Raw genomic sequence first — 13644 nt, 5'->3', positions numbered from 1 at the left:
GCAACAGCCGATGGCTTTACACGCCCGCCGTTCGCTCATCCCGAAGCCTTCCTTCAGGCGAGCGACAGCTTTCCGCTTGGCGGCGGGCGTCACCATTTCTTTCCCACAAGGTCCTTCAACGCGGTATTGTCGAGCATGGCGTCGGCCAGAAGCCGCTTCAGGCGCGTGTTCTCGTCCTCCAGCGCCTTCAGGTCGCCGAGCCTCGGTGACATCCATCCCGCCGAAGCGGGCCTTCCAATTGTAGATCGAGGCGTCGCTGACCCCGTGCTTGCGGCACAGATCGCCAACCGATACCCCGGCCTCGTGTTTCTTCAAAATTCCGATGATCTGCTCTTCAGAGAAGCGGCTGCGTTTCATGTCCTGGTCCTCTGGATGGGCCAGAACGAACTTCAAACCGGATTAGATCAGAGGGGCAAGGTCAGGACGCCTCGGCGCGGTCGTCGACCTCTTCACCCCAGCCGAATGTGCCAACTACTTCAAAGCCGCAGGATATGACCTGGATCAGATAGGACGTGCTCCAATGGTTTACACCTGACACAGGAGTCCGGCCCCCACAACCGTTTCGCAATGAGGAGCAGCGCTGCCGCTGCTCCTCCAATCACACGACGGATTCACGATGCGGCAACTCGAGCCATGATTTCGGATCGAATGGCCGATGCGGTGTATAGTGAGGCATCCAGCGGCAAATCCCCAAATGCCAGTTGACACAGAAGATAATTAGCACCTGCCTCTTCCAGCTGATCAAGGAGAGCTTTTCGGACAGAATCTGCCGTTCCCACGACGCACAATTCACTTTCAATTGCTGCATCGAAGTTCAAAGGCAAGTTTGGTGGAGTGGAAATGGCATTTAGTTCGTATAGAAATTTGAAGCTATTGAGCCATCGTTCATAGGCAGGTGCTGCGAGCAAATACGCATCTGTTTCAGAACGCCCTATCACCACCATTCGGAGCAATCCAAGAAATGGCGCTTGCTGGCCAATGTCAGCATCGTGAATTCGGGCGGCGCGGAACGCGTCGGTAACGCTGCGAACAGAAGTGGAAGGTCCGACGCAGGCGATGTTTGCCCCATTCGCAGCGGCCCAGCTAGCCGGCTCGGGTCGATTGGTGGCGATCCATGTCGGCGGATGGGGATATTGGTGAGGTCTCAACGTCAGCGGAACATCTTTCAACTCAAAGTGGCGGCCCTGATAAGAAAGCGTCCCGCCTTTCATCGCATTGATGAGAATCTCACTGGCCTCCGCATACTGTTCTGGTGCTGCTTCTACAGCAACCCCGAAGTATCCCAATTCAGTGGGAGCAGAGCCGCGCCCTATGCCGAGTTCAAGCCTGCCGCCGCTCAACTGATCAAGCATGCAGATCTCCTCGAAGGCACGCAGCGGATGATAGAGCGCAAGTAGCATTACCATGGGACCAACACGAAGACTGCGGGTTCGCTGGGCGACGCTCGCTAAGAACAAATTCGGTGATGGACCTCTGCCATGCGGCGTACAGTGGTGCTCGGCGAGATGATACGCATAAAAGCCATAGCCATCGCACGCTTCTGCTAGGCTCAGCCGATCTGCATATTGTTGTGCGATGTCATCGCCGTTTTCGTCCAGATGATCGAAGATGCCGAAGGTCAGGCCCGAAGCGGAAATTTTCTTCAATTAATTGTTCTCCAAATTACCAATTATTTGTTCGATAAAATCATAGCTCACGACATATCAACACCTATTACTTGATGCTTAATGTGAATCGACTTCATGCTTGTGAACACCGCAATTCTTCTTAAAGCTCATACAGACGCGTTTGGCGGCAGCAAGGAATTTGTCCATCTGCTCTGTGGTGCCAATGCTGACGCGAATACAGTTCTTCAAATCTACGTCAGGAAAGCTGGCGATGAGGATCGCCTGCTCTTTCAACGCGGCTTGCCAGCATGAGCCCTCCTGTCCCGCCGGCACACGGGCCAGCAAAAAGTTTGCGTGGGAGGGTGTTACGGAAAAGCCAAGTTGCAACAGCGCCAGGGTCACTCGCTGTCGTTCATGCTTGATGTGCCTGTGGTTCTCTTCGTAGGCGTGGCGATGCGCAAGAATGCTTTTCCCGACCGCCTGCCCGATCACGTTCATGTTGAAGACATTCTGGATGTTGCGCAGCCTGCCAATGATTTCTGGGTGACCGAAACCGAAGCCGACTCGCACGCCAGCGGCAGCATAGCTCTTTGAAAAAGTCCTCAAGATCAAAAGATTCGGATGTCTATTGACGAGGCGCAGGGCATGGTCGGGTGCGAAGTCAACGTAGGCCTCATCCAAGACGATCAAGCGATCTGCTTGCTCCACAAGGCGTTCGATTTCGGCCACCGGCACGAATGTTCCGGTCGGATTGTTCGGATTAGCCAACAGAATGAACTTCGCGTCTTTTGCGGGGCCGGACAGCAGTTTTTCTATCGGCAGGGGATGAGCTTCGCTCGATGCGATTTCGAGAAACTCGGCACCCTGCAACATGGCAAGTTTACGGTTGAACGAAAATCCGGGCGACAGCATTGCCACTCTATCTCCTGGGGCGAGGAAAGCTCTGTAGATGAGTCCGAGCAGCTCCGACGAACCGTTGCCGGCAATCACCTGATCTTTGGAAAATCCGTAAGCATCGGAGGCAGCTGCCCTTAAGCTGAGATTGTCGTCTTCCGGATAAAGATACTGGTGTTCGATCGCAGCAATTGCACTTTGCATTACGCTCTTCGGCAACGGAAACGGGTTCTCGTTCGTATTTAGCTTAACGCAATTTGCATCCGTCGCTGGTCCGTTGGACGAGAGAGCATCTAATTTGCTGGCCACCGGCGAAAAAAGCGAAAGCACGGTCTTCAGTTTTGCATCGCACATGTTCTTCTCCGTTTTTCAGTCCCGCAGGGCATGTGACATGAGGCAATCGTTGATCGTGACTTGATCGACGTTCGGCTATATCAGCGCTGCCTTCCCACCCTGGTGGGGATCGCCGACCACGGTTTGGATTTGACACCGGGAAGCTGTCGAGAACCTGATGACGACCCAACGTGTGGCCGACGGCCGATTCGGCCCAACAGACGGTGTTTCAACATCGCATCGTCGTCAAAGCCGCATGCAGGGCCAGCACGACAGCCCGCCTCCAGCGCCCGCAGAAATAGGTGGAAACCGAGGTCTTGCCGAACATCAGTTGCTCTGCCACCTCGCCCACCAGACTGCCCTGTTTATGGGTCAGGCGCAGGGTATCTCTGACGCTCGTTCGTCTTGCTTGCTTCCGTCTTGGCATGGGCTCTCTCGGTTCGCTTGATGAGAGAGCCAAATACCGGCTCATCTGAGCATGAGACGCGGGCCTGACGATATGGAGCGTCTCTGGTGGCGCGCGTAGCCAAGAGGGTTCGCCTCGCTGGCGGGCATGCAAGACGGCGCACCTCCTTGGCCATCCTGTCCCATCGTCTCAGATCGTGAGGCGCACCTTATAGTCGGTGAGGAGATCTTGCAGGGTCAGGATACGCCCTAGCCCTTAAGGTTGTTGGTCGCACCGAGCAAGCGCGGGACCTGTCGACGGACAACAGCGGTGCCACTGCCGCACTAGGTCGTCCAGCACCGCAGTGAACCGCGTACGTAGCATTTTGTCGTAGGCGGCATCCTGGATAGCCGGATACGGGCTCTTCACCCGCTGCACCACCGATTGCGGGATGATGTCGCGAGAAACATTCATGGGTTTCGTGAAAAAAGTGTACCCGCCGAAGAGCCCCACTCGCGTGGGCGGTGCAGCACCACCTCGGTGTCACTGCTCGTGTCGAAGCGATGGCCTAGGCCGGCCAGCTGTTGACGCAGCTCGCGGTAGTTGTAAGTCTCACCCGTGTAGACGAGCACCAAGTCAGGTCGGCCATCCTCCTGGAGCATCATCGGCTGACGGCCGCCCTGGATATCGATGATTGCCAGGTGTGGTGTCCCAGCGCCGCAGGCCCGCCGATCCAAGTCCCCTCGTCGTCCGGACCGCGGTTCGCCATGGTGGCCGTCATATCGGCAAGCTCCCTTCGCGCGTCGGGACCTCCGAGGTCTCGATTGAAGTCGATCCATTCACAGATGCCGCACAGATTTTGGCTCCCTCCTGAGATAACTGTCGCCGCATTTGGGGCGAAGCAGATATTATGCCAGTGGGAAACCATTCGAGGCAAAGTGACGGATCTAGCCCAGCTACGATCCGCATCCGACATTGTCGGACATCGGACAGCACCGCGATTCGCTGCATAGGAAGGCTGGAGTCGCGATTTCCCTAGGGGAATCAGCGCATGAAAGGAGAGCTGGGTCGTGTCGGCCGAAATGAGAAATTGCTCCCCCTTATTGCCTCACCGAGGAATGTTACCGAGCGCGATAGGACGGACATGCCCTATCTCCCCCCGTTGCAGCTGAGGGAGATAGGGGCCAGCTCTTCATCCAACCGCCATGGAGGATGATCAGCCCAGCCATTTCCATGCGCCAGGCCTTCACAAGCCGTGCACCATTCAGGTTCTTTTCCTTGAAGCGCGACTATCCTTGTCAGACGTCGCAACACTTGCTGCCGAGAGCACGAGCTCTTCCTCGAGCATGCCTTGATCTGCGCCTCGAACGGCTCGCACATGCTGGGTCTCAACGACTTCGCAGAGGTTGATATTCTGCAGTGACTTTCGTCTCGCTGCTGCAGGGCATTGACGCTGGGAGCCATGCTCGCGTGGCGCAATTGTGCTGAAGCCGGTGCCCACGGCAACGTTTCTTAACCCGCCCCAGGTCCTGGCGTTTGGCTAATTCCCGACATTCGTGTCCGGCTTCGGACAAAGGCCGGGTTTGCCGAACGGAGTCGCACCCAATTTCCAGTGCTGCTTGAGCAATAATATCGACCGGCATTACTGCACAACACGAAAGTTGCTGCAAAAACCGAAGTGAACCCAAGGCATCGGGTCAATTGGCATGGCGCTTGCGACTCGGTCGATAGAACGCAGTCAAAACCACGTTTGGAGACCATGCCTACCTCTCAAAGCTCGATAAAGCCCGCGAGCAAACATTCCCCGTCTCCGCGGAAAACTGGAAGCTCGTCGCCGTTAAACGTCCCTGCTCGGGGGCGGTCTTGCACAAGACCTGTCCGAGGCAACCACGCCAAGGCGCGAGGCTGCCGGAACTGTCGACGGAAGTCGATGCCGCTTCAGTTTAACCGAAAGATGCACCGTACCACTTTGGCCTGGGAGCAAATTAATGACCGATAGAAAGAACGTTCCTCTCGTGACCTTTCGCACGCGTGTTCGCGATGAGTCGATCGGGGGGCCAAATCCTTATCGGTGGGAGAACAAGACCTCCGACGATTATTTCGGGGGCAAGCGCGTTATCCTGTTCTCGCTGCCTGGCGCCTTCACCCCGACCTGCTCGACCTTCCAACTGCCCGATTTCGAAAAACTCTATGATCAATTTCTGGAACTGCGAATTGACGCGATCTACTGCGTCTCAGTCAACGATGCTTTCGTCATGAATGCGTGGGGAAAGTCCTTGGGGCTGCAGAAGATCGAGCTGATCCCAGACGGGTCGGGCGAGTTCACGCGCAAGATGGGCATGCTGGTCGCGAAGGACAATCTGGGCTTTGGAATGCGCTCCTGGCGATACGCCGCTCTGATCGACGATGGCGTGGTGGAGCAGTGGTTCGAGGAGGAAGGCTTCTGTGACAACTGCGAGACGGACCCCTATGGCGTTTCATCCCCGCAAAACGTTCTCGACAAACTGAAGGCGGCGGCATGACCCAGAAGTGGCAAGTCTCACACAACCCCAGCACACACTAGAGCCTCCTCGGCAGATTACCGGTTCAACATGCATCTCTCAGCAAGCCTGCTTCAACGCCAGAAGCAACGTATGGTCTTATCGCCTCAAGCCATTGAAGCTATTCGCTTGCTGCGATTGACGCATACTGAACTCCATCAGCTCGTGGAGCAGGCACTCGAGAAGAACCCCGTTTTGAAGCCTGACCCGTTTGACGACGTTTCGCCGCTGCCAGGGGAGGATCAGCGGAGCAGTCAAAGCAGAAGCGAAATCGGCGAATCGCCCATTGGCGGGCCGTCTGGCGGGCGCGGGCAATGGAAGTCGCAACGCAGTAGCGGCAACGATCGACCTGCCGTCGAGGAGTTTACCGCCCACACCGAAACATTGCACGACCATGTCGCCCGCCAAGTCGCCCTCACCCCGTTCACCCCCCAGGAGCGGCTGATTGCCGGACAGCTCGCCGCCCATCTGGAGGACACTGGCTATCTTCAGGTAAACCTTTTCGATCTGGCCAGGAGGTTAAACGTTCGGCAAGCTGATGTGGAACGGGTCATCGGAATCTTGCAGCAATTTGATCCGCCGGGGATTTTTGCGCGAACTCTCAGCGAATGCCTGGAGATTCAGCTGCGCCAGCAAGACCGGTTCGACCCGGCTATGGCAGCTTTGGTCGCCAATCTCGAGATGCTTGCACGGGGGGATTTTCAGGGATTGAAGCAGCGTTGCGGAGTCGACGAGGAGGATCTCCTCGACATGAGGAACGAAATCCGCGCGCTCGATCCCAAGCCTGGAGACCGGTTCCAGTCCGGGACGCCGGAAACCATCGTACCGGACGTCTGGGTAATGCCCAAGTCCGAAGGTGGATGGCGGGTGGAGCTTGATCCGGCCACGCTGCCCAAAGTGTTGATCAACCACACCTATATCGCCGAAATCTCGCAGCTGACCAATCAAAATCCGGAAGGCAAAGCGTTTCTCGACCATTGCCAGGAAAAAGGGAACTGGCTGATCAGCAGTCTCAAGCAGCGCGCTAAGACGATCCTTAAGGTTGCGACCGAAATCGTGCGCCAGCAGGATGCCTTTTTTACACACGGCGCCGCCCATCTGCGGCCTCTCTGTCTCAAAAATGTCGCTGACGAGATCGGCATGCACGAGTCGACGGTAAGCCGGGTGACTTCGAACAGGTACATGTTGACTCCGCGCGGGGTGTTCGAGCTGAAGTATTTTTTCGCTGCGCCAATCGCATCCTGCGAGGGCGGCGACGCGCACTCCGCCAAAGCTGTCCGCCATCGGATCAAGGCAATCATAGCCGAAGAATCGCTCGACAAGGTACATTCCGACGAAGACATCGTTGCTAAACTCAAGGAGACCGGCATCGATGTCGCTCGCCGTACCGTCACCAAATATCGCGAGGCGATGAACATCCCTTCCTCCATACGACGGCGCCGCGAAAAGCGTTTGTCCGCAGTTGCGATCAAGCGAAGTGACTAACCGACATTCGTGGTCGGCGAGAGGCGACTCTCAACTTCCTCCGGGCCGAAGCAGCTTTCGAAGTCATGGCATTCCCCGCAACTGGGTGCTGTGCATGACGAAAAGCCTTCGGCCTCACACAGCTTGCGGTAAAAGTACTTTTTCCATTTCATGTTTTCTGTGTTGCCTGCCGCCAGCGCGGGAAAATGTCTGGCAAGCAGGCGGCTGAGCTCAGCGCGATTTGAGAGGCCAAGATCCCGCCAAAGATGGTCCATGCGCATCGCACGCCGGGCGATGATCTTGGCCAAGCGGGCGCTCGCCGGGTCGGCCGGCGCAGCATGCGCTAGCAGCAGCCGGCGTAGCAGCTCCTCTTCCAGTTCCGGCTCGGGCTCGCTCAACTCCTCCAAAGCGAATACGCTGCTGGAGGTAGACGGGAAAGTTGCGGCCAAGACATCACGCAATTCGACAGACGAAAGGCCTGTCCCCTCCGTCGCCAACACCTCGCCCGCCTGGACCTCCTCAAGCGAACGTGAATGTACGCAGGGCAGCACATGCTGATCGAAGCTCCTCCCTAGCTCGGACCCACGCCATTGCGCGCTGGATAGGCAGCCATCATCGTAACGGCCGGCTTCAGCTTCCGGCATGACAAAGCGCCTTGTTGACCGCAGGGATGATCTTGTCGCCCCAGAGCTCGATCTGGCGCAGCATCGTCTTTTGGTCGAAGTCGCCCAATTGAGTCTGAACTGCGATCTGGTCCGGTTTCAAGATATCGATCTCTTCCAGCAGGCGATCAATCACGCGATTTACGCTGCCAATCGGCAAATTTTTGCGCATGGTCTCGAAGGACAGATCCTGCTGGGTCGGTGTCTCCTGCAGCAGGTAGCCATCGTGGCTCTGTTGGCGGCGCTGATGCAGGGCTTCAGAAAGCCGGCGCTGGAAGCGGGCATTGTCGAGATAGCTGTTGATCTCCAACTCGTCGTGGCTGGCATAGCAGCAGCGCAGCAGCGATATCTTGACGTCGGTGACGTTCTTTTCCTCGGATGCCGCCGCCCTCTCGACTGATTCACGCAGTGTGGTCAAAGTCTCTAAGCCGTCGTGGAAGGCTGTGACAAAAAAATTGTGCCCCTCGCGGTAGGCCCGAGCCATCCGTGCGGCTCCGCCAGCGATCCAGATAGGCGGCGTCGGCTGCTGGACTGTGCGGACCGAAATCGCTGTTGGGGGGATCTTCTCATACTGGCCGTCGTGTTCGAAGACGTTTTGGTTGAGGCCCTTGAGAATGATGTCCAGGTATTCCGAAAAGACGGCCGGCGCCTCATCGATGTCCACGCCGAACCGTTCGAACTCGAACTGCTGGTATCCCAAGCCTACGCCGAGCTCGAGACGGCCGTTCGCAACGATGTCGGCGAAGCCGATCTCGGACAGCAGGCGCTGCGGTTGGTAAAGCGGCAGCACGCAGACGGCAGTGCCCAGGCGAATCGTGCTTGTCAAGCCGGCGCAGTGCGCCACCATCATCAGCGGGGATGGTATGAGGCTGTAATTGTTGAAGTGGTGCTCAGCAAACCACGCGGTGTTGAACCCAGCCTGCTCCGAAGCGACGGCCTGTTCGATGGAGTTGCGGATGACGCTTTCTGAGGATTGGTGATAGCCGCGCTGGGCGGCCAGAATGAAAGTGGCAAATTCCATGATTTCTCCTCGTTATAGACACGTCAGCCGACCGGGAATGTGCTCCGCATGCGCAGGCTTGGATCTCAAGCACCTCGGGTGCGTCGTGGAGCCGAGGCTTCATAATGCTCGGCCGGTCGCCCTGCGAATGCCTGGCAATTAACCTGCGGCCTCCGCAAAACATTCGTCATAGAGTTCGCTGGCGTTTCCCGCATCACCGAACGAGGTCCAGCCGCCGTCCACGTAGAGGATCGAGCCGTTGATATATGAGGCGTCAGACGAAGCAAGGAAGAACGATGCATCTGCGACGTCTTCTGGCCGTCCCATCCTGCCCATGGGGATGCGTCGTCCGATTGCTGCCAGGTCGATGCGGCCGGCTTTGGCCAACTGAGCAAGTGCGGGCGTGCGGATGTGGCCAGGAGCGACGGTGGCTGTCCGAATTCCGACCGGGCCGAGTTCGGCCGCCATGCAACGGGTCAGCATATCCATCCCCGCCTTGGAGGCGCCGTAGGCATGGCGCGGCGCGAACGGCAGAAAGCTGTCGATCGACCCGAGATTGAGGATCACGCCGCCCGGGCGCATAGCCTTGATCGCTTCGCGCGCGCAGGTGAAGGCGCCGGTAAGGTTGACATCCAGGACGTGTTCGAGCTGGTTCGACAGTTGCTCGATCGCAGGCACAATCCTGTCGGCGGTATCAGCACTATTGACCAGAACATCGATATACCCGAAGCGTCGCCTCAGTTCTTCGAACATCGACACCACATCGCTCTCGACGGCCACGTCCAGCGATTTCGCCAGATGCTTGCCGGGGAGCGATGTAGCCAGCTCTGCCGCTGCAGTGCCATCTTTATCAGCAATCACGACGGTGTCGCCGTTGGCGGCAAAGCGGCGAGCGACGGCCGCGCCAATGCCTTTTGCGCCACCGGTGACGAGCACGATTCGCGCATCTGTGCATTCGGCCGGACAGGAGAGCTCGGCTTGGAGCGCACCATCCACCGGCGGGTGAGCATCCCCCGGCTGGTTGAATGACATCCAGCCTCCGTCGACTGCCAGCACCGAGCCGGTGATGTAGCGCGCCTGCGTGCTGCTCAGAAAACGCACGACCCTGGCGATCTCGTCGGGGCGAGCCAAGCGCCCCATCGGCACGCGGCGGCGTATCGCCGCGAGGTCCATTTTGCCAGCGCGTGCCAGTTCTGTGACCATTGGGGTGCGGACGGAGCCCGGCGCCACCGCCGTGACGCGGATTCCTCGCATAGCCCACTCGCATGCAAGGGACTTTGTCAACGAGATCACGCCAGCTTTCGAGGCTGCGTAGGCGTTGCGCCTGGGATTGCCGACCACGCCCGCCATCGAAGCCACATTGACGATCGCACCGCCAGGCCTCATGCGCCGCGCCGCTTCCCGGGCCATAACGAATGGCCCAATAAGGTTCACTGTCACGCCGCGTCGGAAGGTATCGACAGCGGTGTCGATGATCCTATCCATCGTGGGCCCAACCGCCGCATTGTTGATGAGGACATCGATTTGCGCGAACCGTGCTTCGACCTGGCCGAAAAGTGAGAGCATGTCCTTCTCTCGCGACACATCGCACTCCAGACCGACGTGCGGCGACCCGAGATCCCGAGCCAGTTCAACCACACCACTGCCCGGAAGGTCCACCGCAACTACAGTGTCTCCGTCCGCGGCAAGGATATCGACCAGGGCACGGCCGATCCCGCCCGCAGCGCCTGTGATGATTACGGTGCGTGCTGCCAGTTTCACGAGAGCTTCTCCACGATGACCGCTTGTAATCTCAGCCCATCAACCTTGGGCGGAATGAAGGGTCGAGCCAAATCGTTGCAGTGACCGCCAGTTGCGGCCCCACACAGATGTCGTTCCCGTAAGGCGCTCATCCTCCATTTCTACCCACTTATGCAGCTCCCAGTTGGGGACCCTCGACGCCATCTTGGTCGGTGGGGATGTGACCCTTGAGCAACTGGTAGATGGGATCGTCTGGATGTGGTGCTCCAATCGGCTGTCGCTGGCCGAACCTATCTGCCTCAAGAATCGCTGGCGGGATTTGCTCCTCAACCCAATCGTAGACGACTGTCCGTTCCGCAATTCGCCACTCGTCCTGCCTCTTCTGAAACAGATCGCAGTAACGGCCGCAAAGCAGCGTCTGACGTATTTCTTGGTCTGTATCCGGTCCGCGTTGCAGCGCGGTGAAATAGCTCTCGACCGCGGCCTCTGCTGAACTGATGAAGTCGATCAGGCTGTTCGTGATTTGATGGATGTTACGGTGCCCCGGCAGACCGAGAGCAAATTGGATGAAGTCCTCTGCCGGTCCGCAATAGGGACCGTGCCTGTCATACGCTTCGGGCCAGTATGCGCTACGCAGCGCCGCCTCATCGGCGCGGTCTATCCCGCGGCAGTACCGATACAGGCAGTTGCGGATCGCCTCTCGGTCACGCAGTTCGGTAAGTTTCGCGTGGTCGACAGGGTCTGTCGCGAATTGTATGATTGTTTTGTCCTTCCCGATGCCAGTCTGCACTTTGCGTGTGTCTCTCTCTACAACTGAGTTAGCGGGGGGCTCGTCAACTTCCAGAGCTTGTTCGGGGCAGGCTCGTACCCCTTTTGAGGCAAGCAGTTGCTCCCCATCGGCAACATCAATATCACCGGGCAAGATGTAGCCGGCGTCATCAAGCTTGAAGACTCTCGGCGCCCGCGCCCAGCAGCGCGCATGACCCTGGCATCTGGCTTTATGTACGACGACACGCATAGCGAACTCCAATGTCGTTGGCTGAAACTTCAGGACCAGTCCAGGATCAGATTCTCGATCCCGAACACATGGCCGCCGAAGGTGATAGGTTCAGTCCCTGTCTTGATCCGAAAGGCTGGGATGCGCGCCAGCCACTCCTCCAGGCCAATGACAATCTCCCGCCGGGCAAGGTGTGAGCCAAGACAACGATGGGGACCATAGCCAAAGGCAGCGTGCCGGTTGTCCTCGCGCGCCAGATCGATCTCATTCGGGCATTCGAATTCCGCCGGGTCACGATTGGCAATCATCGTGGCACAGGAAACATAGTCTCCCTTGCGGATCGGCGCGCCTTTGAAGTCGACATCCTTCGTTGCCACTCGGATCATCTGAATGGTCGAATAGGCGCGCAGCAATTCTTCCGCAGCGACGGCAATCCGGTCCGGTTCGCTTCGTAGCAATTCCTGATCTTTGGGGTTGCGCGCGAGATGGGCCAAGTCGAAGCATATGGCTGCTGAGACCGTGTCGAGTCCCGCGACGAACACAAGCACGCCGATGCCACGGACTTCTTCGTCACTGAGCAGACGACCCTCGACCTTTGCCTTCACGATGAAGGTCATGAAATCATCGACCGGCTCCTTGCGGCGCTCGGTGGCAAGTTCGTCGATGAAGGCCACGATCGTCCGGGCTGCGGGTGGTCGTTGCTCCTTATCGCCGTGGAGCAGATCTCTAGCCCAGCCGACAAATGTTTCTAGTCCGTTGTCCGAAAGCCCAATAAAGCGAAGGAAGATATTGACCGCGAACGGAACTGCAAAATCCTTCATGATGTCGCAGCTCGTGCCTGATGCGGCGATCCTGTCGATCAGCTTGATCGCTCGTTCCCGGACAGCCGGCTCCAATGCCATTACCCGCTTTGGCGAAAGCAGCGGATTGAGCAGTGAGCGAAAAACACCGTGGAATGGCGGATCGAGCTCAAGCGGGATCATCGGCCAGCTCTCGCCGAGCACAGAGGCGAAGATGCTGCGATGGCTGGAAAACGTTTCGGTGTCCTGCAGCACCCGGCGCTGGTCGCTCGCGCGAGTGATGACCCAGGTACCCCGACCGTCGCGCGTGTTGCTGGTTGAATAAAAGATCGGAGGCCCGGCATGAACGCAAGCAACCGCTGCATGCGGATCCCCGTTAGCGGTCGGCAACATGCCGGGCGACGTAAACAGGCTGAAGTCCCTCACCATTTCGGGCGGGACATGATCTGGAACCGGCCGCGATTTAACCGCGCCAGAATCGAGAGACCGTTCATGAGATGCTGTCGGCATTTGCATGCAATCGTTGGTGCAAGCTCCGTGCCGAATTCGTCTTTCGATAATCCTTGCTGTTTGCTGGGCAGCAGGTGGCGCCTGCGCTGACTTGCTGGTCGGGATTGCAACATTCTTGTCCAGCGTCGGACACAGAATGTAGAAAGCTAGACACCGACTTGGAGCAACTCAACTGGTGGGATCGCTAGCCGATCATGTGCCCGGGGAGCATCCAGTTCGAAAGCTTGCGCTAAGCGGCTTGGTGACTTGGCCGAGGTCACCCAGGTGGAAATGACCAACACTTGGGGTGAGCCTAGTGGCGCTCCCCTCGATGATGTCTGGCGGGGTGGTTAGCCGCCTCCGTGGGACAAGATCAGTCTACACGAATGGACTATAGCCTCTCCTCGCCTGCCTCATTGGCCGTCCTTCAGAGCCGGCCACACGAGCTTTTGTCTTTCAGCAGGGCGTTTTTCTCGCCAGCTACAGAGCCACACCGACGCCATTAATGAGCGTCCAGTCGACGGGTTGGATGGCCCTGTCCATCTTGCCCAGCACCTTGGGTTCGCATTTGCCGGTGCGGCGGAAGCCTTCAAGACGCAGTTCTTGACCTTCTCCAGATCAGCCTCGGACGGATATCGGCAAGGGTTCAGCTCGTCCTTTTGAACTTGCGCATCTTCGTGTTGGCCAACCCCAGGCCGCCCGACATATTTGCGGTCTATCCGGCACCTCAACT

10 protein-coding genes and 3 pseudogenes are annotated in these 13644 nt (G+C 58.0%); 2 read left to right on the top strand and 11 right to left on the bottom strand.

Going from position 1 to position 13644, the window contains the following annotated elements:
• The 5 genes and pseudogenes from CIT25_RS09410 to CIT25_RS38085 form a co-directional block, all read right to left on the bottom strand.
• Positions 1-357: pseudogene (locus tag CIT25_RS09410) on the bottom strand (transposase); the annotation flags it as partial.
• A 254-nt stretch (positions 358-611) separates the two neighbouring features.
• A complete protein-coding gene (locus CIT25_RS09405; protein WP_095484287.1) occupies positions 612-1646 on the bottom strand; it encodes an LLM class flavin-dependent oxidoreductase in 1035 nt (344 codons plus the stop codon).
• Between the two features lie 78 nt (positions 1647-1724).
• A complete protein-coding gene (gene hisC, locus CIT25_RS09400) occupies positions 1725-2855 on the bottom strand; it encodes a histidinol-phosphate transaminase (protein WP_095484286.1) in 1131 nt (376 codons plus the stop codon).
• A 173-nt stretch (positions 2856-3028) separates the two neighbouring features.
• Positions 3029-3261: pseudogene (locus CIT25_RS36195) on the bottom strand (IS21 family transposase); the annotation flags it as partial.
• Between the two features lie 428 nt (positions 3262-3689).
• Positions 3690-4058 carry a class II glutamine amidotransferase domain-containing protein gene (locus CIT25_RS38085; protein WP_206072932.1) on the bottom strand — a complete coding sequence of 123 codons (369 nt, stop codon included), beginning with the start codon at positions 4056-4058 and terminating at the stop codon, positions 3690-3692.
• 1149 nt (positions 4059-5207) lie between these two features.
• Between CIT25_RS38085 and CIT25_RS09385 the strand changes: the two genes are divergently transcribed.
• A complete protein-coding gene (locus tag CIT25_RS09385) occupies positions 5208-5741 on the top strand; it encodes a peroxiredoxin (RefSeq protein WP_029356553.1) in 534 nt (177 codons plus the stop codon).
• 69 nt (positions 5742-5810) lie between these two features.
• Positions 5811-7244, top strand: coding sequence for an RNA polymerase factor sigma-54 (gene rpoN / locus CIT25_RS09380; RefSeq protein ID WP_095484285.1), 1434 nt, complete (start codon positions 5811-5813; stop codon positions 7242-7244).
• On the opposite strand, the gene CIT25_RS09375 is transcribed toward rpoN, so the two are convergent.
• The 6 genes and pseudogenes from CIT25_RS09375 to CIT25_RS09355 all read right to left on the bottom strand — a co-directional run bounded on the left by CIT25_RS09375 (position 7241) and on the right by CIT25_RS09355 (position 12851).
• On the bottom strand, positions 7241-7867 hold the full coding sequence (locus CIT25_RS09375; protein ID WP_063169382.1) for a nitrogen fixation protein NifQ: 627 nt from the start codon (positions 7865-7867) through the stop codon (positions 7241-7243). The genes rpoN and CIT25_RS09375 overlap by 4 nt on opposite strands.
• A complete protein-coding gene (locus tag CIT25_RS09370) occupies positions 7854-8906 on the bottom strand; it encodes an LLM class flavin-dependent oxidoreductase (protein WP_024505249.1) in 1053 nt (350 codons plus the stop codon). Before CIT25_RS09370 ends, CIT25_RS09375 begins: the two co-directional genes overlap by 14 nt.
• Before the next feature lie 138 nt (positions 8907-9044).
• A complete protein-coding gene (locus CIT25_RS09365) occupies positions 9045-10646 on the bottom strand; it encodes an SDR family oxidoreductase (RefSeq protein WP_095484284.1) in 1602 nt (533 codons plus the stop codon).
• Positions 10647-10794: 148 nt separating this feature from the next.
• Positions 10795-11382 carry a nuclear transport factor 2 family protein gene (locus CIT25_RS09360; RefSeq protein WP_245329807.1) on the bottom strand — a complete coding sequence of 196 codons (588 nt, stop codon included), beginning with the start codon at positions 11380-11382 and terminating at the stop codon, positions 10795-10797.
• Positions 11383-11520: 138 nt separating this feature from the next.
• Positions 11521-11643, bottom strand: a pseudogene (locus CIT25_RS37420) (ferredoxin); the annotation flags it as partial.
• 29 nt (positions 11644-11672) lie between these two features.
• Positions 11673-12851 carry a cytochrome P450 gene (locus CIT25_RS09355; RefSeq protein WP_164759124.1) on the bottom strand — a complete coding sequence of 393 codons (1179 nt, stop codon included), beginning with the start codon at positions 12849-12851 and terminating at the stop codon, positions 11673-11675.
• Positions 12852-13644: the final 793 nt, after the last annotated feature.

It is taken from the genome of Mesorhizobium mediterraneum (genome assembly GCF_002284565.1).
GTDB lineage: Bacteria > Pseudomonadota > Alphaproteobacteria > Rhizobiales > Rhizobiaceae > Mesorhizobium > Mesorhizobium mediterraneum.
The sequence above is the reverse complement of the archived record's forward strand: the minus strand, read 5'-3'. Positions and strand labels throughout refer to the sequence as shown.